The sequence below is a fragment of the Actinobacillus delphinicola genome (genome assembly GCF_900638385.1).
Classification (GTDB): domain Bacteria; phylum Pseudomonadota; class Gammaproteobacteria; order Enterobacterales; family Pasteurellaceae; genus Actinobacillus_C; species Actinobacillus_C delphinicola.
Window position 1 is genome coordinate 443977 of the sequence record NZ_LR134510.1, and the last position, 23024, is coordinate 467000.

The following is a 23024-nucleotide window of genomic DNA, read 5'->3' on the forward strand; positions in this document are numbered from 1 at the left end:
AAAATATTTGAGTGTTGTATGGTTAAGCCTCTCGGGCAATTAGTATCTGTTAGCTCAACGCCTCACAGCGCTTACACATCAGACCTATCAACGTCTTAGTCTCAAACAACCCTTACCGACTTTAAGTCGGGGAGAACTCATCTCTTGGCAAGTTTCGTGCTTAGATGCTTTCAGCACTTATCTCTTCCGCATGTAGCTACCCAGCAATGCCTCTGGCGAGACAACTGGAACACCAGTGATGCGTCCACTCCGGTCCTCTCGTACTAGGAGCAGCCCCAATCAATTCTCCAACGCCCACGGCAGATAGGGACCGAACTGTCTCACGACGTTCTAAACCCAGCTCGCGTACCACTTTAAATGGCGAACAGCCATACCCTTGGGACCTACTTCAGCCCCAGGATGTGATGAGCCGACATCGAGGTGCCAAACACCGCCGTCGATATGAACTCTTGGGCGGTATCAGCCTGTTATCCCCGGAGTACCTTTTATCCGTTGAGCGATGGCCCTTCCATGCAGAACCACCGGATCACTATGACCTACTTTCGTACCTGCTCGACTTGTCTGTCTCGCAGTTAAGCTTGCTTATACCATTGCACTAACCTCACGATGTCCGACCGTGATTAGCAAACCTTCGTGCTCCTCCGTTACTCTTTGGGAGGAGACCGCCCCAGTCAAACTACCCACCAGACACTGTCCGAGTACCCGTTTCAGGTACGTCGTTAGAACATCAAACGTTAAAGGGTGGTATTTCAACAACGACTCCACAAGAACTGGCGTTCTCGCTTCATAGTCTCCCACCTATCCTACACATTAAAATTCAAGGTTCAGTGTCAAGCTATAGTAAAGGTTCACGGGGTCTTTCCGTCTAGCCGCGGGTACACCGCATCTTCACGGCGATTTCAATTTCACTGAGTCTCGGGTGGAGACAGCCTGGCCATCATTATGCCATTCGTGCAGGTCGGAACTTACCCGACAAGGAATTTCGCTACCTTAGGACCGTTATAGTTACGGCCGCCGTTTACTGGGGCTTCGATCAGGAGCTTCGCTTGCGCTAACCCCATCAATTAACCTTCCAGCACCGGGCAGGCATCACACCCTATACGTCCACTTTCGTGTTTGCAGAGTGCTGTGTTTTTAATAAACAGTTGCAGCCAGCTGGTATCTTCGACCGGATTCGCCTTCGTCCGCGAGGGACTACAACTACCACCGGCGCACCTTCTCCCGAAGTTACGGTGCTATTTTGCCTAGTTCCTTCACCCGAGTTCTCTCAAGCGCCTGAGTATTCTCTACCTGATCACCTGTGTCGGTTTACAGTACGATTTATAATAACCTGAAGCTTAGTGGCTTTTCCTGGAAGTGTGGTATCAGTTACTTCACAACCGTAGTTGCTCGTCATCACTTCTCGGCGTTAAGAATATCCGGATTTGCCTAGATATTCCGCCTACCGGCTTAAACCATCTAATCCAAAAGATGGCTAACCTAACCTACTCCGTCCCCACATCGCAGTTATTACAAGTACGGGAATATTAACCCGTTTCCCATCGACTACGCTTTTCAGCCTTGCCTTAGGGGTCGACTCACCCTGCCCCGATTAACGTTGGACAGGAAACCTTGATCTTCCGGCGAACGAGTTTTTCACTCGTTTTATCGTTACTTATGTCAGCATTCGCACTTCTGATACGTCCAGCATACTTCTCAGTACACCTTCATCCGCTTACAGAACGCTCCCCTACCCAACAGACTTACGTCTGATGCCGCAGCTTCGGTGCTATATTTGAGCCCCGTTACATCTTCCGCGCAGGCCGACTCGACTAGTGAGCTATTACGCTTTCTTTAAATGATGGCTGCTTCTAAGCCAACATCCTAGCTGTCTAAGCCTTCCCACTTCGTTTCCCACTTAATATAGACTTTGGGACCTTAGCTGGCGGTCTGGGTTGTTTCCCTCTCCACGACGAACGTTAGCACCCGCCGTGTGTCTCCTGAGTATCACTCTTTGGTATTCGGAGTTTGCATCGGGTTGGTAAGCCGGGATGGCCCCCTAGCCGAAACAGTGCTCTACCCCCAAAGGTGTCCGCTCAAGGCTCTACCTAAATAGATTTCGGGGAGAACCAGCTATCTCCCGGTTTGATTGGCCTTTCACCCCCAGCCACAGGTCATCCGCTAATTTTTCAACATTAGTCGGTTCGGTCCTCCAGTTAGTGTTACCCAACCTTCAACCTGCCCATGGCTAGATCACCGGGTTTCGGGTCTATATCTTGCAACTAGTCGCCCAGTTAAGACTCGGTTTCCCTACGGCTCCCTTATTCAGTTAACCTCGCTACAAAATATAAGTCGCTGACCCATTATACAAAAGGTACGCAGTCACCACACGAAGTGGCTCCCACTGCTTGTACGTACAGGGTTTCAGGTTCTATTTCACTCCCCTCACAGGGGTTCTTTTCGCCTTTCCTTCACAGTACTGGTTCACTATCGGTCAATCAGGAGTATTTAGCCTTGGAGGATGGTCCCCCCATCTTCAGACAAGATAACACGTGTCCCGCCCTACTTATCGTAAGCTCAGTACCACAAAAGCGTTTTAAGATACGGGACTATCACCCTCTATGATTGAGCTTCCCAGCTCATTCTCCTAACGCTTTTGCTATCACTTACAGGCTCTTCCGCTTTCGCTCGCCGCTACTAACAGAATCTCGGTTGATTTCTTTTCCTCGGGGTACTTAGATGTTTCAGTTCTCCCGGTTTGCTTCTCTTTCCTATATATTCAAAAAGAGATGATAGATTCTTCATCTATCGGGTTTCCCCATTCGGATATCTCGGGTTATAACGGCTCTTATCGCCTTACCCAAGCTTTTCGCAGATTAGCACGTCCTTCATCGCCTCTGATTGCCAAGGCATCCGCCCTGTACGCTTAGTCACTTAACCATACAACCTCAAATATTTTCATATCAAGGTTGCGATTAACAACTCGACTTATGCCGCCTTTTTCAGCATAAGATTTTTAACTACTCAGACTTTACTTGAAAGTCTCTTTAGTTTTCAGCTTGATTTTAAATTTTTAAAGAACAATTCGACAATTTTAACAAATTATCATTAGAAAGTGAAAAAATTTTTTCTTCTTCCCTTTGTAATGAAAATTTGGTGGAGATAAGCGGGATCGAACCGCTGACCTCCTGCGTGCAAGGCAGGCGCTCTCCCAGCTGAGCTATATCCCCATCTTTTCATTCCTGTGTCACCCCCACTAAACCTTCGTTTCGTTGAGAGTGGTGGGTCTGAGTGGACTTGAACCACCGACCTCACCCTTATCAGGGGTGCGCTCTAACCACCTGAGCTACAGACCCACAGGGCATTGTCTTTCTTTGTCTACAACCACTAAAACAATCTGTGTGAGCACTCACTGTCGCTTCATTTTGGTAAGGAGGTGATCCAACCGCAGGTTCCCCTACGGTTACCTTGTTACGACTTCACCCCAGTCATGAATCATACCGTGGTAAACGCCCTCCCGAAGGTTAAGCTATCTACTTCTGGTACAACCCACTCCCATGGTGTGACGGGCGGTGTGTACAAGGCCCGGGAACGTATTCACCGCGACATTCTGATTCGCGATTACTAGCGATTCCGACTTCATGGAGTCGAGTTGCAGACTCCAATCCGGACTTAGACGTACTTTCTGAGATTCGCTCACCCTCGCAGGCTCGCTGCCCTCTGTATACGCCATTGTAGCACGTGTGTAGCCCTACTCGTAAGGGCCATGATGACTTGACGTCATCCCCACCTTCCTCCAGTTTATCACTGGCAGTCTCCTTTGAGTTCCCGGCCAAACCGCTGGCAACAAAGGATAAGGGTTGCGCTCGTTGCGGGACTTAACCCAACATTTCACAACACGAGCTGACGACAGCCATGCAGCACCTGTCTCATGGTTCCCGAAGGCACCCTCGTATCTCTACAAGGTTCCATGGATGTCAAGAGTAGGTAAGGTTCTTCGCGTTGCATCGAATTAAACCACATGCTCCACCGCTTGTGCGGGCCCCCGTCAATTCATTTGAGTTTTAACCTTGCGGCCGTACTCCCCAGGCGGTCGATTTATCACGTTAGCTACGGGCACCAGACCTAAAGCCCAATCCCCAAATCGACATCGTTTACAGCGTGGACTACCAGGGTATCTAATCCTGTTTGCTCCCCACGCTTTCGCACATGAGCGTCAGTATATTCCCAAGGGGCTGCCTTCGCCTTCGGTATTCCTCCACATCTCTACGCATTTCACCGCTACACGTGGAATTCTACCCCTCCCTAAAATACTCTAGCGACCCAGTATGAAATGCAATTCCTAGGTTAAGCCCAGGGCTTTCACACCTCACTTAAGTCACCGCCTGCGTGCCCTTTACGCCCAGTTATTCCGATTAACGCTCGCACCCTCCGTATTACCGCGGCTGCTGGCACGGAGTTAGCCGGTGCTTCTTCTGTGGCTAACGTCAAGTCAACGTGCTATTAACACGCCAACCTTCCTCACCACCGAAAGAACTTTACAACCCGAAGGCCTTCTTCATTCACGCGGCATGGCTGCATCAGGCTTGCGCCCATTGTGCAATATTCCCCACTGCTGCCTCCCGTAGGAGTCTGGGCCGTGTCTCAGTCCCAGTGTGGCTGGTCATCCTCTCAGACCAGCTAGAGATCGCTGACTTGGTGAGCCATTACCTCACCAACTATCTAATCCCACTTGGGCTCACTTCATGGCATGTGGCCTTGCGGTCCCACACATTTAATCTCTCGATATTACGCGGTATTAGCTACAGTTTCCCGTAGTTATCCCCCTCCATGAAACAGATTCCCAAGCATTACTCACCCGTCCGCCACTCGTCAGCAAAGAAAGCAAGCTTTCTTCCTGTTACCGTTCGACTTGCATGTGTTAAGCCTGCCGCCAGCGTTCAATCTGAGCCATGATCAAACTCTTCAATTCAAAGCTTGATTCGCTCAATAAGCTGACAAAAAGTCTTTCATTTAAAATGAATTTCTAGTTTGACACTCATTAAGACTTAGTTAAATTATTTAAACAAAGTCAATCAACAAGTGCCCACACAGATTGTCTAGTTAGTTGTTAAAGAACAAAAAACAACGACGCGAGAAGTAAATTTTTGTTAACAACGTCGCGTCGTTGTGTGGGGCGTATTATAGATATTTTCCGATGTAGCGCAAGTACTTTTTTCAAAAAAATTATAAAAAACTTATTGCTTGCCTATTTTTTAAACTAAAAAGCGTTTTTTTGTACATGTTTTGTGAATAAAAGAATAAAAAAACAGCTGGTTTATAAAGTTTTCCACATTCTACTCCTAATATTTCGCTTATTTTATGAATAATCATTTATAAGTAATAAATTATTTTTCCCCTTCATCTCCGATACTTCTCTACTCTTTTTTGTATTTATTGCATAATTTTTGTCGAAAATCGTGGCGTGATTATATATAAAAAAAGCCCTGAATATCTCAGGGCTTAAAATAGCTATTTTATAATGGATATTATTTTACTTGGTTAAGTAAATATTGCATTACCAAGTGAACTGGACGTCCGCTAGCGCCTTTTTCTGCACCTTGTTTCCAAGCTGTACCTGCAATATCTAAATGAGCCCAACGATAATCTTTTGTGAAGTTAGATAAGAAAGCCCCCGCAGTACATGCACCGCCCCAACGTCCACCAATGTTTGCGAGATCTGCAAAATTTGATTTAAGTTGTTCGTTATACTCTTCACCAATTGGTAAACGCCATGCTTTATCTTGAGTTTCATTCGCTGCAGTTAGTAATGCCTCTGCAAGTGCTTCATCTTCTGTCATTAAACCACTATTATGTGAACCTAATGCAATAACACAAGCTCCCGTTAAGGTTGCCATGTCAATAACAAGTTCTGGTTCAAAACGTTTTACATAGGTCAACGCATCGCAAAGTACTAGACGACCTTCCGCATCGGTATTTAATACTTCAACTGTTAATCCACTCATTGTTGTCACGATATCACCTGGGCGATAAGCATTACCATCAGGCATATTTTCACAACCCGCCATTACACCAATAACATTAATTGGTAAATCAAGCTCAGCAAGTGCATTCATTACCCCAAACACTGTTGCAGCACCACACATGTCGTATTTCATTTCGTCCATGCCTGCACCTGGTTTAAGTGAAATACCACCAGCATCAAAGGTTAGACCTTTACCAACAAGTACAATTGGTTTTGCATTTGGATTCGGATTATTGCGATAAGTCATGATAGACATTTTTGCTTCGTTTGCACTACCTTGAGAAACAGCAAGATAAGACGTCATGCCTAATTCTTGCATCTCTTTTTCGTCAACAATTTGTACTTCAATTTTATTTGAACGTGCTGCCAAAGCTTCTGCTTGTGTTGCAAGGTATGCTGGATTGCACACGTTTGGTGGGCAATTTGCAAGATCTTTGGTTTGTTTTACACCATATTCAATTGCTACTGCTTCTTTGATAATTTCTGCAGCATTTGCTTCTTGTTCTGGTTTAACAACGAAGATGACTTCTTCTAATGGAGAGGTATTTGGTGTTTTTTTACTTTTAAATTCATCAAACACATAACGTGCGTCTTGCATACTTTCAATAGCAAAACGAAGTTGCCATAAAAGATGACGGTCTTGCAATGCAATTTCATTCAAATAACTTACAACTGTTTTTGCTTGTGTTTTTTCAATTTCTTTTAAAAGTGAATGGTAGATTTTTTTGTAGTCACGTACGCTAAGTGCGTTTTCTTTACCGCAACCTACAACAAAAACACGTTTGGCTGGGCTATTTGGTACATTTCGTAAAAGGGTAATTTCACCAGTTTTTGCGGTAATTTCACCACTTTTAAGAAGGTTGGTTAGATAATGCTGAGTTAAATCATCGAATTCTTTTGCACTCGGGGTGAGCTGATGATCTTCAAAAACCCCGATAACGATGCTGTCTTGCACCGTATTAAGTGCTTGGTTTTTTGCAAGATATTGCATTTTGTCCTCACTTATTACTGATCTTATAAATAAAATGCGTTACTATAAACCGTTTTATACCTTTTAATTTAGGGTAAAACGAATACGATAAAACTACCTCTTTTTCTCAAAAAAGCAAGTAAAACAAGGTAATAATGTGATTTTAACGAAATATTTAAGTAAAGAAGTATTTAAAACGCAAATTGCGATTTTATTTATTCTTTTATTAATTTTTTTCTCACAACAACTCGTGAGAATTTTAGGCTCAGCTACTAGCGGAAAAGTCCCGACTGATCTGGTATTTTCTTTGCTCACTCTCGGCATTCCGACGATGATACAGCTTATCTTACCGTTAAGTTTATTTATCGCATTAATGCTTACTCTAGGTCGTCTTTATGCAGAGAGTGAAATTACTGTAATGCGAGCTTGTGGGGTTGGTCAAGGCATTTTGGTTAAGGTTGCCTTAATTCTTTCTTTATTTACTGCTGTATTTGCAGCGTATAATACTTTTTACTTGTCGCCTCTGAGCTTAAAAAAACAAGCTAAAATTTTGGACGAAGCAAAAGCTAACCCGACAATGAGTCTGGTTGCGCCTGGACAATTTGTCACTGTAGATAACATTGTACTATTTGTGGACAATATCAAAAAAAATAAATTACAAGATATTTATATTTTCCAAAATGCTCCAGCGAAAAAACTTCAACCCTCAGTAACTGTTGCACAAAGTGGAACGATTAAATCATTAAAAAATGGTGATCAGATTTTACATTTAAATCAAGCAAACCGTACAGAAGGTACAGCAGGTGCTGCAAACTTTACGCTTACTCACTTTGATACGTATGAAGCCTATTTGGGATATAAGGCAGTGGGTGATCATCAACGAAAAGATGAAGAAATGAAAACCCTACCCCAACTGTTAAAAACGCACTCCCAATCTGAAATAGCAGAATTACACTGGCGAATCACGCTTATTGTTTCTGTACCAATTATGGCATTAATTGCGATTGCGTTAAGTCGAGTAAACCCTCGTCAGGGGCGTTTTGCTAAAATTCTTCCTGCACTACTTTTATACTTAATTTATTTCTTATTACAGAGCTCACTGAAATCAGCAGGCTCATCAGGCAAATTAGATGCTGGAATTTTAATGCCAATCGTTAATATCTTTTTCTTAATCCTAGGCATAGTGTTAAATAGCTGGAATACCCCTTTAGTCTATAAATGGCGTGCTCAATTTAATACAAAATTTAAAAAAACAGGAGTAAGTAGTAAATGATATTAAGTACAATTGATCGTTATATTGGTAAAAGTATTCTTGGCGCAATTTTTGCAACATTATTTGCTCTTGTTGGTTTATCTGCGATTATTAAATTTGTTGAACAATTTAGAAGTATTGGCGAAGGAACTTATGATATTTGGAAAGCAGGTGCTTTTACGATTCTGACTATTCCTAAAGATATCGAAACCTTTTTCCCTATGGCTGCCCTACTCGGCGGGCTTATTGCGCTAGGTGGACTTGCCAGTCGCAGTGAATTAGTCGTCATGCAATCTGCGGGGCTTTCTCGCTTTAAAATTGCATTATCTGTATTAAAAGCAGCGATCCCTCTTGTATTTTTAACGATGCTAATGGGGGAATGGGGCGTGCCTCAATCTGAACAATATGCTCGTAATATGCGTGCACAAGCATTCTATGGTGGTTCGATCTTAACAAATAAAAATAGTATTTGGGCTAAAGATGGGAATAATTTCGTTTATATCCAACGTATTACGGATAATACCCAGATGCATGATTTATATATTTATGCCTTTAATGATCAACATAAATTGAAAAGCATGACACATGCCAATTCAGCCCAATATGTGAATGGTGAGTGGAAATTGATTGATCTTAAAACATCAACTATTACCCCGAATCGAGTCATTACCTCTACTCGCCCTGATTTATTATGGAAAACTACGCTAACCCCAGATAAGCTAGGCATTGCTTCTTTACGCCCCACTTCTCTATCTATTTCTGGTTTGTACCGTTATGTCGAATTTATGAAACAGACTGGGCAAGATGCAAAACGCTTTGAATTAACTTTTTGGCAAAAGATTTTCCAACCTATCACTGTGAGTATTATGATGCTACTCGCCTTATCTTTTATTTTTGGGCAATTGCGTGGTGTCAGTGCTGGAGCACGTATCGTAACAGGGATTTGTTTCGGTTTCCTTTTCTATGTAATTAATGAAGTCGTAAGCCGAATGAGTCTTATCTATAATATCTCACCTGTTATTGGTGCTATCGTCCCAAGTATTTTCTTCGTTGGGGTCATTTGGTGGCTACTTCATAAAAAATCATAATCTACAAACAAAAATACCAAGGTTAAACCTTGGTATTTTTTTATTTAGAGAACATTATCATTATAGATGAAAATGTGGGTTACCTGCATTTTCAAAACGTTCTGCCACATAATCCCAGTTAATGAGATCCCAGAAACAATCTACATATTCAGGGCGACGGTTTTGGTATTTTAAGTAATACGCATGTTCCCAAACGTCTAATGCAAGTAAAGGATAACCTTCAACACCTGCATATTTTTCACCCATTACTGGGGTATCTTGATTTGGTGTAGAAGCAACGAAAAGTTTACCTTCTTTTGAAAGCACTAACCAACCCCAACCTGAACCGAATTGTCCTACAGAAGCTTTGGTTAATTCTTCACGTAATTTTTCGACAGAACCAAAATCACGAACGATTGCGTCTTTTAATGCACCTTTTAATTCGGTACCTACTTTCATACATTTCCAAAGTAGGCTGTGGTTTGCGTGACCACCAACATTATTACGTACTGCCATACGACGTTCTGCTGGAATCTTATCTAATTGTGCAAGGATTTGACCTGGACATAAACCTTCAAACTCAGTTAATCCTTCCATCGCTTTGTTTGCATTGTTTACATAAGCTTGATGGTGTTTGCTATAGTGAATTTCCACTGTACGTGCATCAATGTATGGTTCTAATGCATCATATGGATATCCTAGTGGTGGTAATGTAAATGCCATTTTTTGCTCCTTTTGTAACAAAGTAGTGTTTCTTCGTAAAATCTCTGCGAAAGTTTAGCATATATTTTTTGATTTAGATCATATTTATTTATATGTTCTGTTTTAATTTTGTGCATTTAATCATAGCTTTTAAATAAAAACACGCCCCAATTTTCGGTAAATTTTTACGAAATTTGGGGCGTGAATTTTCTAATTTTAGCTTACAAAATTATTTTGCAGTGCGTGCTAATAATTGGGTCATATAAGCTTGCATGTCACTAATCGGATGACGTGCTACGCCAGTATCCATAGCAGCTTTTGCAACGGCAGGGGCAACACGTGTGATTAAACGTGGATCAAATGGACTTGGAATTAAATAATCCGCACCAAATGTTAAATCTGGATTATCGTATGCGGCTTTGATTTCTGCCAAAGGTTCCTCACGTGCTAAATCGGCAATCGCTTTGACCGCTGCCATTTTCATTTCTTCGTTAATTGTTGTTGCTGAAACGTCTAATGCACCACGGAAGATAAATGGAAAGCAAAGAACATTATTAACTTGGTTTGGATAATCAGAACGTCCAGTACAAACAATGGCATCTGAACGTGCAGCTTTAGCAAGTGGTGGAAGAATTTCTGGTTCTGGATTAGCGAGAGCTAAAATTAAAGGATAGCTCGCCATACTTTTTACCATATCTTGTGTAAGCACGCCTGCTGCGGAGCATCCAAGGAAAATATCTGCACCTTTTACCGCATCCGCTAGTGTACGCATACCGTTATCATCAATCGCATATTGTGCTTTGGTTTCAGTTAGGTGTGCATCACGACCTTTATAAACGACCCCTTTAGAATCACAAATCGTGATATTGCTACGTTTAACGCCTAGTGCAACTAAAAGATTTAAACATGCAATTGCGGCAGCACCTGCACCTGAGGTAACCACTTTTACATTTTCAATTTGCTTATGTTCAATATGTAAGGCATTGAGTACCGCTGCTGCACAAATAATTGCTGTACCATGCTGATCATCATGGAAAACTGGAATATTCATGCGTTCACGCAGTTTTTGTTCAATATAAAAACATTCTGGTGCTTTAATATCTTCTAAGTTAATACCCCCAAAAGTCGGTTCTAATGCTGCAACAACTTCAACAAATTTATCGGGATCAAGTTGATCGACTTCAATATCAAAAACATTGATTCCGGCAAATTTTTTAAATAATACGCCTTTCCCTTCCATAACAGGCTTACCAGCCAATGCACCGATATTCCCTAATCCCAAAACGGCTGTACCATTTGAAATGACAGCAACAAGATTACCTTTGGTTGTATATTTATAGGCATCTAAGGGATTTTTTTGAATGGCTAAACAAGGTTCAGCAACACCTGGAGAATAAGCGAGGGCTAAATCATGCGGTGTCACCAAAGGTTTAGTTGGTTCAACAGAGATTTTACCTGGCATAGGAAATTCATGAAAATCCAATGCAGCTTGTTTTAATTGTTTATCCATAATATATCCTCTTCATTTTGTATTTTATGTATGACGAATAAATTATAGATAACTCTTAAACTAAAAAATTTGAAGCACCGCACATTTTTAACATTTTTTTAAAGTTTTTTATTGTTCTGTTAATTTCGTTTCAAAACTTTTTGCTGCTAAGTCATCTCGTAGTGAAACCATGAGCTGATCAATTTTGAAATTTTCCGTATCAATAATTTCAAACTTATAACGGTCAAAAAGAACAAAATCCGTTTTTTTCGGGATCTTACGGAGACTATACATCATGAAACCAGCAATCGTTTCATAATTTTCGTCATCTGGGAACGCATCAATATCTAATGCTCGCATTACATCTTCTAGCGGTGTAGCCCCATCTATTAGCCAAGATGTTTCGTTACGGCGAATAATTTGTTCTTCTTCTGTAGAAACTAACTCACCCATCACGATGTTCATCACATCTTTTAATGTAATCAATCCGACCACCAATGCATATTCATTAACAATAATTGCAAAATCATCACCCGCAGACTTGAAGAGTTCTAATACTTCAAACAAAGAAAGTGTATCAGGAATAAAAAGTGGTTTGCGTAATAGACTTGGATCGGTTAATTCCACTTCTTGTACATGTAAATATTGTGTAAGCAGTGTATGCGTATCTACATAACCTAAAATATTATCAATCCCTTTATCACAAATCAGGACTTTAGGGTGAGGATTTTCTTGAATCGTAGCGACAACTTGCGCTCGATTAAATTTTTTATCTAAATAGATGATATTTTCACGGGTTGTCATGGATGAAGTAACAGTGCGCTCTTGCATATCAAAAATATTCTCAATGAGATAATGTTCTTGCTCTTTAAGCACACCAGCTTGAGCCCCTTCACCGACTAAAGCTACTATATCTTCTGATGTTAAATTTTCTTCTCTAACAGTAGAAATATCAAAAATTTTGAAAAAGCTGTTAGCAATACTATCTAAAAACCACACGATTGGTTTTAAAATAAACATACTCAATTTCATGATACGCACAGTGCGTAATGAAGTGGTTTCAGGGTAGCTCATAGCAATACGTTTAGGAATTAAATCTGCAAATAAAATAAAGCTAACCGTTACCAAAATAAACGAAAGCCAACTTGCAGAAGTTTGAGCGACATCAGGTGAAAAATATTGAGAAAATATACCCTGTAAATGGGGAGTTATGGTTCCTTCTCCAATAACCCCTGCTAGGATAGCCACCATATTTAGCCCAATTTGTACTACTGTGATGAAACGTCCTGGAGATTGTTGTAACGCTAAAACCTGTGAAGCGCGTTCATCACCATCATTTGCCAATGCTTGTAATTTTAATTTGCGTGCACCAGCCAAAGATATTTCTGCCGATGAAATCACGGCGCTGATACTAATTAATAACAAAATAATTAAAATCGCTGTAAATACATTCATTTTAAAAAATTTTACCTCAATAACTATGACACCCTAATATTCTACTCTCTACAAAAATAAAGTATATGGTTACAAATAAGTCACGCCCCGATTTTCATAAATTTTTTTGAAAATCGGGGCGTGATTATTATTTTATTATTCTGGCGTAATCCAGCTTACTTTCCAGTTACCTGTACCTTCCGGTGTTAATACTTTGTTAAGGTATGGCAGGATTTCTTTCATTTGACTTTCAAGTTGCCATGGTGGATTTACCACAATCATACCGCTTGCTGTCATCCCACGTTGATCACTGTCTGGACGAACCGCTAACTCAATTTGTAAAATTTTACGAATCCCTGTCGTTTCTAATTCTTTGACCATTCGTTTAATATATGAACGGCGTACAACAGGGTACCAAATTGCATAGGTACCTGTGGCAAAGCGTTTATATCCTTCAATAATCGCATTTACTACCAATTGATAATCCTCTTTTAATTCATAAGGAGGATCGATCAACACTAAACCTCGGCGTTCTTTGGGCGGTAATGTCGCTTTAACTTGTTGGAAACCATTATCTTGTTTCGTCATAATATTTTTATATTGTCTAAAGTTTTGACGAAGAAGTGGATAATCGCTTGGATGCAATTCCATTAATAATGCTCGATCTTGTTCTCGTAACATTTGTGCAGCGATTAATGGTGAACCCGCATATTCACGTAATTGAGGCTTGTTGTGATTGATCTTTTTAATCATATCAACATAACGTTTTACAATTTCTGGTAAATCATCACGGTCCCATAATTTGCCGATTCCTGTTTCAAATTCAGCATTTTTTTGAGCTTCTGCACTTAAAAGGCGATAAAGTCCCACACCAGAGTGAGTATCTAGATAATAAAATCCTTTTTCTTTTTGTTTTAAGTTCTCAAGGATAAGCATTAAAACGATATGTTTTAATACATCTGCATGATTACCTGCATGAAAGCTGTGTCTATAGCTCAGCATATATGTCCTTCTTAATTAAATAGTAAATTAAAAAATTACACCGCACTACATAAGTGCGGTGTAAATGTTAAAAGATTTCTTGGCTTGGTACCGTTGTGGCATCCATCGTATCACCTTGGGTAGGATCTGTACTTTGAGATGGTAAGTACCCCTGTCCTTGTGGAATATACATTCGTTTCGGTTCAGTACCTTTTATGTAATATTCTGTCAAACTCGGTTGATTTGGTCCAGCCAATAATCCTGTTGTTGGATCAATACGACGTGTCACGATATTTTTAGGCAACGGTAAATGACGTTGTGGAACATCTTGTAATGCTTTTTCCATGTAATGGATCCACATTGGCATCGCAGCACTAGCACCATATTCTCTACGTCCAAGATTACGTGCATTATTATCAAATCCAATATAGGCAGCAGTAGTAATATTTGCACCAAAACCTGCATACCATGCAACTTTATTTTGGTTAGTTGTACCTGTTTTCCCACCAACGTCAGAACGTTTAATACTTTGACGCATACGCCAACTTGTACCTAACCAATGTTGCCCTGGTTCACCGTACACAGCTGTATGTAACGCACTGCGAATCAAATATGCAACTTCTCCACTAATTACTCGTGGTGCATATTGTGAATTTTCATCTTCTTTTTGTTGATTATCTTGAACTAATGTTGCTTGCGATGATTTCATAAAATTCGCAGAGTAACTATCTAAGCCATTAACACCAACTAGCGCATTATCATCGGCTGGTTTATCCGTAGGAGTGATATCTTTAATATCGCCTGTACTTTCATCAATACCTTCGCCCGCTTGACTACCATCATCATCAATAACATCAGAATTTGCTACATCAGAGTCTTGTAATCCTTGAATTTCCTGTACTTTTTTATAAGCCACTGGAATATTATCACAAGTTGGGCATGCAATCTTCGGTTGAGCTTGATAAATCACATCGCCATTATTATTCACCACTTTTTGAATAAGATATGGATTAATCAAAAATCCACCATTATCTAATACAGCATAAGCACGTGCTAATTCAAGTGGGGTAAATGATGCTGCCCCTAGTGCTAAAGATGCACTTGCGAAATACTGATCACGTTTGAAACCAAAACGTTCTAGGAAATCTGCTGTAAATGGAATACCTGCCATTTTAATAGTGCGAATAGCAATCATATTTTTAGATTCGCCTAATCCCACACGAAGACGTAGTGGACCATCAAAGCGATTTGGTGAGTTAAGTGGTCGCCAATCTGGTTGACCTGGCTGACGTAAAATAATTGGGCTATCTTGCAAAATTGTTGAAAGCGTTAACCCACGTTCGAGTGCTGCCGCATAGATAAATGGTTTAATCACTGATCCAACTTGAACAAGTGATTGAGTTGCTCGGTTAAATTTACTTTGACCAAAGCTAAAACCACCAACTAATGCTTCAATTGCTCCATTATCGCTATTTAGAGAAACTAACGCAGAGTTTGCTTCTGGAATTTCACCTAATAACCAAGATCCATCTTCTTTTTGATGAATCCAGACTAAATCCCCAGCAACAGGCGTATTACGATGCTTAATCCATGCCATGCCTTTATTAGGTAATAACATCTTCGTTCCATTAGCTAGTAATAAATTTAAACCATCACTATCTTTTGACAAAACAGCTGCTGGAATAAGCGGGTTAGCGGGTTGTAATTCTTTCAAATAATTGACAATCTTATTTTCAGTCCACGGGGTTTCATCAGCTTTCCAAAGATAAGCTGGTTTACGGTAGCCGTGGCGCATATCATAAGCAATCAAATTGTTACGCACAGCCTGTTGAGCTGCGATTTGATCTTTCGATAAAATAGTGGTGTAAACTTTAAATCCTTTATTATACGCCGCTTCTTCACCAAATTTTTTCACCATTTGTTGACGAACCATTTCAGTTACATAACCTGCGTGGAATGCCAATTTTACACCGTGGTAAGAAGAAATAATGGGTTCTTTCTTCGCTGCCTCATATTGTGCCTTCGTAATGTATTTCATTTCTAACATGCGTGATAATACGACATTACGACGTTCTGTAGCACGTTTTACAGAATAAATTGGGTTTAATGTAGAAGGTGCTTTTGGTAAACCTGCTAACACGGCCATTTCTGATAACGTCAATTGATTAAGTTTTTTACCAAAATAGGTTTGTGCCGCAGCCGCCATCCCATAAGCACGATTACCAAGATAAATTTTATTTAAATAGAGATCTAAAATTTCATTTTTCGTTAATGTACGTTCAATATCAATCGCTAGAATCGCCTCTTTAATTTTACGTGTTAATGTCTTTTCACGAGTTAAGAAAAAGTTTCTAGCTAATTGTTGCGTAATGGTACTTGCACCCTGCGTTGCACCACCATGGGTAATGGCAACCATTACCGCACGCATAATCCCGATAGGGTCAATCCCAATATGTTCATAGAATCGACTATCTTCTGTTGCAATAACAGCATGAATTAAATTTTCAGGAATTTGATCTAAAGGAACTGGAATACGACGTTGGTCCCCTACTTCACCAATTAATTTGCCATCTGCAGTATAAATCTGCATTGGTTGTTGTAATTCCACTGTTTTTAAGGTTTCAACCTTGGGTAAATCCTTTTTTAGCGCATAAAAAAGAATACCACCAGCAATCGCACCAAAAAATACCAGGGTTAATAAACTACTTAATATTAGTTTTGTGATCCGCATCGTAAAAGTCTCTCTTGTCTTATGCAGTAAATTTCAACATCTTCAAAATAAGCGCCTAAGTATAAAGTTTCATACCCTAAATCAAAAGTAAAAAATCATTTTTTATACATTTTTACAATATGTTAATACCATTAAGGAACAATATGTACAACCTAAACTTACGCAAAAGTAAACAAATCCCCGTGGGAATTTGGGAAATAAATCACACATCTAGCCAATGGCTATGTATATGGTTTAACGATGAAAATATGCCTCAGTCACTGATAGTCAACCAACTTAATGAAGCAGTAATAATGAACAAAATTGCAGAAAGCTTTCCGCAATATACAACTATTCAATTAAAGTTTATTACGGCTATTCTGCCGCATAAAATTTTCCTAAAAACACTTATTCTTCCGCATGATATTAGTCCTAAAGAGCTAGAAACTCAATGCATAATCGCTTTAGAAGAAAATTTACCTCTGTCATTAAATGATATTTGGTTTGATTTTATGGATAGAGAACTCCCCCAAAATCAAGCAAATCAAAGCCGTCGCATTGATATCTTTGCCGTTATAAAGGAGACTGCACTCCAAACTGTAGCGCCCTATAAACCAATTAATATACACGTCCTCGACTGCGCCCTTAATGCACTACTACGAGGTTTCCATTACTTTACCTTACCGTCTCAAGAAGACAAATACGATGTGCTTTATCTGTACAGAGATGATGACTTTACCATTGTCTTTGTTAATCAACCACATAGCTGGTTATTCCAAGTAAAAAAGAGTGCAAACCCTTTGACGTTAATTAGCTCTTTTTGTTTGCAACATAACATTACGCCCAAACACCATTTCATCCACGATTGTGCGCAATCTAATTATTCCTATCCTAATAAATATACTCAAATCATCACGCCATTTTCACTGATTGCATTAGGCTGCGCATTATGGGAAGGAGGAGACGAAGGATTATGATAAAGCCCGCTATAAATCTTTTACCATGGCGGACATTACATCGTACTCATCATCTCAAAAATTTACTTGTGATCCTGATGAGTTGGGCTGGAATACTGATCTTTGGATTTTATATCAGCCATGTTCTATCACATGATTTTATACAGAAAAAAATGGTCATTGATAGTCAGATTCAACAACAGCGCCACCTTATTGCACGTTATCGTAAACAGATCTATCAATTAAAAAAACGGCATACATCAACACATTCGCAAAAAATTATTTATCCCGATGTGCCTAAACTGCTAATCAGACTGGCTCGTATTCCTGTTAGAAAAGCGATCTTAAATGATCTCAACATAAAAAATAACACCATTACGCTACATGGACTCAGCCTGCAACAAGTTGAATTAGATAAAATTACCTCATTTTTAAAACAACAATCGGATGTAAGTAACTTACAACTACAACATATTGAAAATTCAAATAATCAAATAGCCTTTACAATTACTTTTGTTTTAAAAGATTAAAATATTATGAAAAAATTTCATTCTTTATCCCATTATCTTGATCCTCTCATTTTCGCTCCTTTTTGGAAGAAAATATTAGTGATAGGAATAATGACTGGTTTTATTTTGTATATTCCCTTTGATCATATGCATGCCCAATGGCATAACCTACATCAAGTCTATCAAAAACGAACTGGATATCAGGAAGAATTAGCCCAACTCTACAATGATTATCATGCATTAAAACAAGTATTTCCGTCTGCATTATCCGTTCCTTCGCATACACTTATTACTGAATATTTTTTGCATCAAAAATCTCAGATTAAAATTCTACAAATGCAATGGGAAACTGATATGCCTTATCTAAGTATGAATGTCATTACCAATTACAAAAATCTCATGCATTTTATTCAATTGGTCCAACAGAAATTTCCTTTATTACATCTTAATCAATTAAATATTCGTAAAAAATATAACGAAAATCGGGGCGTGATCGATGCGCTCTCAGTCAAAATGATTTGGCGATTAACCGCTTAAATTCTTGAAATCAAAGGATACCTTATGAAAAAACTCTTTCTCTTTTTAAGTTATATATTTTATTTCATTCCCCACGTTGTCTTGGCATGGCAAGATCCTTTTTATCCTGAAAACGATCACGTTAATACCGTAAACATAGCCACTACAGCACCCACCGATACAAGTGTTGTTAAAACAATACCGCTAAAACATAGTGATGCGGAACAAATGGTCAAAAAATTATCGCCCTTATTTGCAAACAATGTGCTTGCTGCCGATCCCAGAACTAATAGTATCATCGTACATAGTGACTCGCATACCCTAGCTCAAATCCAATCTATGGTAAAAACACTCGATAAGCCAATGCCTCAAATCATGATCGAGGCCCGTATCGTCACAATGAATGATATTAGTCTTAAAGAACTAGGCGTACGCTGGGGAGTTTTTGATAAAGCCGATAACACCTCCCCCTTTGGCGGAAATGCTCCAGCCTTCCCCAATACACAAAGTAATATTAATTTAGGTGTGGTTAATCCAGCAGGAAAAGTCGCATTACAATTAGGCAGTTTCAATGGTCGCCTCTTAGATCTCGAGCTTAGCGCATTGGAGAAAGAAAATTCTGTAAGCATCATCGCTCGACCTAAATTACTCACAACATATAAGCACCCCGCTAAAATTCAACAAGGTACAGAGTTGCCTTATGTGGTGAATGGTAAAGACGATACGCAGAATGTGGAGTTTAAAGATGCATTACTGAGTCTTGAAGTCACACCGCAAATCACTCAAAGTAATAAAATTCTACTCAACCTCAAAATTACTGAAAATACACCAAGTGAACAATCCAAAATGGGGAAAAATGAATTTGTCGCTATTGAAAAACAAGAAATAGAAACCCAAGTTCTTGCAAAAAATGGTGAAACCATTGTCCTCGGAGGAATTTTGCATGATACTGTAAGCCATTATATTGAAAAGGTTCCTTTATTCGGTGATATCCCTCTCATTAAAAGTCTTTTCAGACACAAGGGAGAACGTCATCAAAAACGTGAACTCATCATTTTTGTTACGCCTAAAATTGTCGATAATCAGAATCAAAAGATATTGAAAAATCAAAATATTAATACGCTATATCATCAAAATTTTGCCCTTGATATATAAAAAACGGAATGGGACATCCATTCCGTTTCAAATGATATGCGCTTAATGATAATAGGCCAATAACACTGCACATGATAAGCAAAGTAATGCAAAGAAAAATGCACTGCTATTTTTAGGTGTCGCTTTTTTACTGAAGAATTTCGCAGAAAAAATGACATATTCAATAAGTAATCCAATTTTTACAAGTAACCACCATGCAAATCCAATGCCACTTAAATACCATAGTGTCAGTCCGCTTAAAATAAGAAACGTGTCAGAAGCATGTGGAAGCGCACGTAATAATGCGCTACTACGCCAATCTTTTCCTTTAATTTGTAAGCGTCCTCTGATAATTAATAGAAGTAAACTTAAAAAAGCACAAAAAACATGAATAGATAAACAAAGCTTAAACATAATGTATCCTAAATAAAAAATACCGCACAGACTCTGCACGGTATATTATCAAAAATTATTCATTATTTGCTGGAATTTCTTCTGAGATTTCATCCTCAGTTTCATCATCTTCCACATCACAAATTCGTTCAAGACTCACCACATGTTCATCATCCGCTGTACGAATTAAACGAACTCCTTGAGAGTTTCGACCAATAATGCTGACTTCATTAACTCGAGTACGAACTAAAGTCCCTGCATCCGTAATAAGCATAATTTGATCGTTTTCTTCAACTTGTGCTGCTGCTACAACTTTACCGTTACGTTCAGAGGTTTTAATCGCAATCACCCCTTTAGTATTACGAGATTTCGCTGGATATTCCGCAAGCTCTGTACGTTTACCGTAACCGTTTTGCGTCACAGTTAAAATTGCCCCATCAGTACGTGGGATAACGAGTGACACCACTTTATCTAAGTTCAGATCGAGTGTTTCATCTTCTACACCATCATCCACGTCGTCTGAATCATTATCATCGTCAGACATAACCGTTAAGGCTAATTTAATACCGCGTACCCCAGCTGCACCACGCCCCATTGCACGAACTTGATTTTCATCGAAGCGTACACAACGTCCTTGTGAGGAGAATAGCATAATTTCATTGTTGCCATCAGTAATATCTACACCAACCAATTCATCTTCATCACGTAGATTAATTGCGATAATACCATTCGTACGCGGACGACTAAATTCATCTAAAGCCGTTTTCTTAACCATACCACCAGCTGTCGCCATCACGATAAATTTATTAGGATCGTAATCTGCCACTGGCAATAATGCAGTAATACGTTCGTTTTCTTCTAACGGAAGAATATTCACAATCGGACGACCACGTGCACCACGGCTTGCTTGTGGTAATTGATACACTTTAAGCCAATATAAACGACCACGGCTTGAGAAACAAAGGATCGTATCGTGCGTATTTGCCACTAATAAACGTTCAATGAAATCTTCATCTTTCATTTTCGTTGCAGATTTACCTTTACCACCACGACGTTGTGCTTCATAATCAGCAAGTGGTTGATATTTCACATAACCTTCGTGAGAAAGGGTAACAACGACATCTTCTTGTGCAATTAAATCTTCTAAATTGATATCGCCAGATGCCATGGTAATTTCGGTACGGCGTTCATCATTAAAGCTATTTTTTACATTTTCCAATTCTTCACGTAAAACTTCTTTAAGACGTTCTGCACTATTTAGAATATGTAATAATTCACCGATTTCAACGAGAATTTCTTTATATTCATCAACGATTTTTTCATATTCTAAACCTGTTAAACGTTGTAAACGTAAATCTAAAATTGCACGAGCTTGCTCTTCAGAAAGGTAATAATGACCATCTCGAATACCTAATTCTTTTGCTAAACCGTCTGGACGAGAAACTTCCCCTCCTGCCGCTTCAAGCATTGCACTGACATTGCCTAATTCCCAAGGGCGAGAAAGTAAGCCATCACGTGCTTCATCTGCTGTTTTAGACGCACGAATTAAATTAATCACAGGATCAATATTCGCTAACGCAATCGCTAGCCCTTCTAAAATATGCGCACGTTCACGAGCTTTACGTAATTCATAAACCGTACGACGCGTAATCACTTCACGACGATGTTTAACGAAAGCATCAATAATTTGTTTTAGGTTCAGTAACTTAGGTTGACCATGATCTAAAGCAACCATGTTAATACCAAAGGTCACTTGCATTTGCGTAAGGGCATAAAGGTTATTTAATACCACTTCCCCCACAGCATCACGTTTAACTTCAATTTCAATACGGATCGTATCGCTTGATACGTCTAATACATTGCTGATACCTTCAACTTTTTTCTCACGCACTAATTCAGCAATTTTTTCTAATAAGCGCGCTTTATTAACTTGGTAAGGTAACTCCGTGATCACGATCGTTTCACGTCCTTTTTCATTCGTTTCTACTTCGGCTTTCGCACGAATATAGATTTTACCTTTCCCCGTTTTATACGCCTCTTCGATCCCTTTGCGTCCATTAATTTGTGCTGCAGTTGGGAAATCTGGACCAGGAATGTATTGCATCAACTCATCAATGGTAATTGATTCATCATCAACGTAAGCAAGACAACCATCTAATACTTCACCTAAATTATGTGGTGGAATATTCGTTGCCATACCTACCGCAATACCTGATGAACCATTGACAAGTAATGCTGGAATTTTTGTCGGCAGTACATCTGGGATCATTTCTTTGCCATCATAGTTTGGCGAGAAATCTACCGTTTCTTTATCTAGGTCTGTTAATAATTCCTGCGTGATTTTTTGCATACGTACTTCGGTGTAACGCATCGCAGCGGGTGCATCACCATCCACAGAACCAAAGTTACCTTGCCCATCAACTAACATATAGCGTAAAGAGAAAGGTTGTGCCATACGAACAATAGTATCGTAAACTGCACTATCACCGTGTGGGTGATATTTACCGATTACATCCCCAACTACACGTGCAGACTTAACGTATGGTTTGTTGAAAGTGTTACCACTTTGATTCATTGAAAAAAGTACACGGCGGTGAACGGGTTTTAATCCATCACGTACATCTGGCAATGCACGCCCAACAATTACGGACATTGCATAGTCAAGATAAGAAGATTTTAATTCTTCTTCAATACTGACAGGAGTAATATTTGGAATAAAATCAGACATTTATACATTCCTAGAATAAATTAAAAATTTCTGTCATTATAGCATATTTTCCCCTTTATCCTCAATTATAGATATAGGAATAACGAAAATAGGCGATAAAAAAAGCAATTTATATTTTATTTTTCTCCAATAAAAACGCCCCGATTTCCGTAAAAATTTTTGCGAAAATCGGGGCGTGT

At 39.4% G+C, this 23024-nt stretch carries 13 protein-coding genes, 2 tRNA genes, 2 rRNA genes and 1 pseudogene; 6 read left to right on the forward strand and 12 right to left on the reverse strand.

Annotated elements, in window-relative coordinates; all coding sequences use genetic code 11:
• Nucleotides 1-18: 18 nt before the first annotated feature.
• From EL259_RS01995 to EL259_RS02015, 5 genes are all read right to left on the reverse strand, one after another.
• Nucleotides 19-2919: ribosomal RNA gene (locus tag EL259_RS01995) — 23S ribosomal RNA — on the reverse strand.
• A gap of 214 nt (nucleotides 2920-3133) precedes the next feature.
• Nucleotides 3134-3209 (reverse strand) — tRNA-Ala (locus tag EL259_RS02000).
• A gap of 49 nt (nucleotides 3210-3258) precedes the next feature.
• A tRNA-Ile gene (locus EL259_RS02005) sits at nucleotides 3259-3335 on the reverse strand.
• Between the two features lie 73 nt (nucleotides 3336-3408).
• A 16S ribosomal RNA gene (locus EL259_RS02010) occupies nucleotides 3409-4951 on the reverse strand.
• The 16S and 23S rRNA genes sit together here with 2 tRNA genes alongside, the layout of an rRNA operon.
• 556 nt (nucleotides 4952-5507) lie before the next feature.
• Nucleotides 5508-6995, reverse strand: coding sequence for a leucyl aminopeptidase (locus tag EL259_RS02015; protein ID WP_126598526.1), 1488 nt, complete (start codon nucleotides 6993-6995; stop codon nucleotides 5508-5510).
• Between the two features lie 136 nt (nucleotides 6996-7131).
• Between EL259_RS02015 and lptF the strand changes: the two genes are divergently transcribed.
• Together lptF and lptG are read left to right on the forward strand one after the other, a co-directional pair.
• Nucleotides 7132-8247, forward strand: coding sequence for an LPS export ABC transporter permease LptF (lptF, locus tag EL259_RS02020; protein WP_126598528.1), 1116 nt, complete (start codon nucleotides 7132-7134; stop codon nucleotides 8245-8247).
• A complete protein-coding gene (gene lptG / locus EL259_RS02025; RefSeq protein WP_126600820.1) occupies nucleotides 8247-9314 on the forward strand; it encodes an LPS export ABC transporter permease LptG in 1068 nt (355 codons plus the stop codon). The genes lptF and lptG overlap by 1 nt, the downstream gene beginning before the upstream one ends.
• Nucleotides 9315-9374: 60 nt before the next feature.
• Here lptG and EL259_RS02030 read toward each other — a convergent pair whose 3' ends face one another.
• From EL259_RS02030 to EL259_RS02050, 5 genes and pseudogenes are all read right to left on the reverse strand, one after another.
• Nucleotides 9375-10016 (reverse strand): superoxide dismutase, encoded by a 642-nt coding sequence (locus EL259_RS02030; protein WP_126598530.1) that lies wholly within the window; start codon nucleotides 10014-10016, stop codon nucleotides 9375-9377.
• A 229-nt stretch (nucleotides 10017-10245) separates the two neighbouring features.
• Nucleotides 10246-11505 (reverse strand): annotated as a pseudogene (locus EL259_RS02035) (malic enzyme-like NAD(P)-binding protein); the annotation flags it as partial.
• A 108-nt stretch (nucleotides 11506-11613) separates the two neighbouring features.
• Nucleotides 11614-12939, reverse strand: coding sequence for a hemolysin family protein (locus tag EL259_RS02040; protein ID WP_126598534.1), 1326 nt, complete (start codon nucleotides 12937-12939; stop codon nucleotides 11614-11616).
• 135 nt (nucleotides 12940-13074) lie between these two features.
• Nucleotides 13075-13920, reverse strand: a complete 846-nt coding sequence (locus EL259_RS02045) for a 23S rRNA (adenine(2030)-N(6))-methyltransferase RlmJ (protein WP_126598536.1) — start codon at nucleotides 13918-13920, stop codon at nucleotides 13075-13077.
• Between the two features lie 67 nt (nucleotides 13921-13987).
• On the reverse strand, nucleotides 13988-16630 hold the full coding sequence (locus EL259_RS02050) for a penicillin-binding protein 1A (RefSeq protein WP_126598538.1): 2643 nt from the start codon (nucleotides 16628-16630) through the stop codon (nucleotides 13988-13990).
• Between the two features lie 293 nt (nucleotides 16631-16923).
• Here EL259_RS02050 and EL259_RS02055 point away from each other — a divergent pair, with 293 nt between their 5' ends.
• The 4 genes from EL259_RS02055 (at nucleotide 16924) to pilQ (ending at nucleotide 19745) form a co-directional block, all read left to right on the forward strand.
• Entirely contained in the window at nucleotides 16924-17586 is a 663-nt protein-coding gene (locus EL259_RS02055; RefSeq protein ID WP_145962150.1) for a type IV pilus biogenesis protein PilM, read from the forward strand.
• Nucleotides 17583-18095 (forward strand): PilN domain-containing protein, encoded by a 513-nt coding sequence (locus EL259_RS02060; RefSeq protein WP_126598542.1) that lies wholly within the window; start codon nucleotides 17583-17585, stop codon nucleotides 18093-18095. Before EL259_RS02055 ends, EL259_RS02060 begins: the two co-directional genes overlap by 4 nt.
• A gap of 90 nt (nucleotides 18096-18185) precedes the next feature.
• Nucleotides 18186-18611, forward strand: a complete 426-nt coding sequence (locus EL259_RS02065; RefSeq protein WP_126598544.1) for a hypothetical protein — start codon at nucleotides 18186-18188, stop codon at nucleotides 18609-18611.
• A 24-nt stretch (nucleotides 18612-18635) separates the two neighbouring features.
• The gene (gene pilQ, locus EL259_RS02070) at nucleotides 18636-19745 is read left to right on the forward strand and encodes a type IV pilus secretin PilQ (protein ID WP_126598546.1); all 1110 of its coding nucleotides are present in this window, start codon (nucleotides 18636-18638) and stop codon (nucleotides 19743-19745) included.
• A gap of 42 nt (nucleotides 19746-19787) precedes the next feature.
• Here the strand turns inward: pilQ and EL259_RS02075 are convergent, their stop codons facing one another.
• A complete protein-coding gene (locus EL259_RS02075; RefSeq protein ID WP_126598548.1) occupies nucleotides 19788-20138 on the reverse strand; it encodes a SirB2 family protein in 351 nt (116 codons plus the stop codon).
• A gap of 55 nt (nucleotides 20139-20193) precedes the next feature.
• On the reverse strand, nucleotides 20194-22845 hold the full coding sequence (gene gyrA, locus EL259_RS02080; protein WP_126598550.1) for a DNA topoisomerase (ATP-hydrolyzing) subunit A: 2652 nt from the start codon (nucleotides 22843-22845) through the stop codon (nucleotides 20194-20196).
• Nucleotides 22846-23024: the final 179 nt, after the last annotated feature.

What these genes read in the sequence shown, in the direction of transcription:
- EL259_RS02065 (WP_126598544.1), top strand. Translation starts at nt 18,186, where the DNA reads ATGACTGGTTTTATTTTGTATATTCCCTTTGATCATATGCATGCCCAA.
- EL259_RS02030 (WP_126598530.1), bottom strand. Translation starts at nt 10,016, where the DNA reads ATGGCATTTACATTACCACCACTAGGATATCCATATGATGCATTAGAA.
- EL259_RS02075 (WP_126598548.1), bottom strand. Translation starts at nt 20,138, where the DNA reads ATGTTTAAGCTTTGTTTATCTATTCATGTTTTTTGTGCTTTTTTAAGT.
- EL259_RS02050 (WP_126598538.1), bottom strand. Translation starts at nt 16,630, where the DNA reads ATGCGGATCACAAAACTAATATTAAGTAGTTTATTAACCCTGGTATTT.
- EL259_RS02040 (WP_126598534.1), bottom strand. Translation starts at nt 12,939, where the DNA reads ATGAATGTATTTACAGCGATTTTAATTATTTTGTTATTAATTAGTATC.
- EL259_RS02045 (WP_126598536.1), bottom strand. Translation starts at nt 13,920, where the DNA reads ATGCTGAGCTATAGACACAGCTTTCATGCAGGTAATCATGCAGATGTA.
- pilQ (WP_126598546.1), top strand. Translation starts at nt 18,636, where the DNA reads ATGAAAAAACTCTTTCTCTTTTTAAGTTATATATTTTATTTCATTCCC.
- EL259_RS02015 (WP_126598526.1), bottom strand. Translation starts at nt 6,995, where the DNA reads ATGCAATATCTTGCAAAAAACCAAGCACTTAATACGGTGCAAGACAGC.
- EL259_RS02060 (WP_126598542.1), top strand. Translation starts at nt 17,583, where the DNA reads ATGATAAAGCCCGCTATAAATCTTTTACCATGGCGGACATTACATCGT.
- gyrA (WP_126598550.1), bottom strand. Translation starts at nt 22,845, where the DNA reads ATGTCTGATTTTATTCCAAATATTACTCCTGTCAGTATTGAAGAAGAA.
- EL259_RS02055 (WP_145962150.1), top strand. Translation starts at nt 16,924, where the DNA reads ATGAACAAAATTGCAGAAAGCTTTCCGCAATATACAACTATTCAATTA.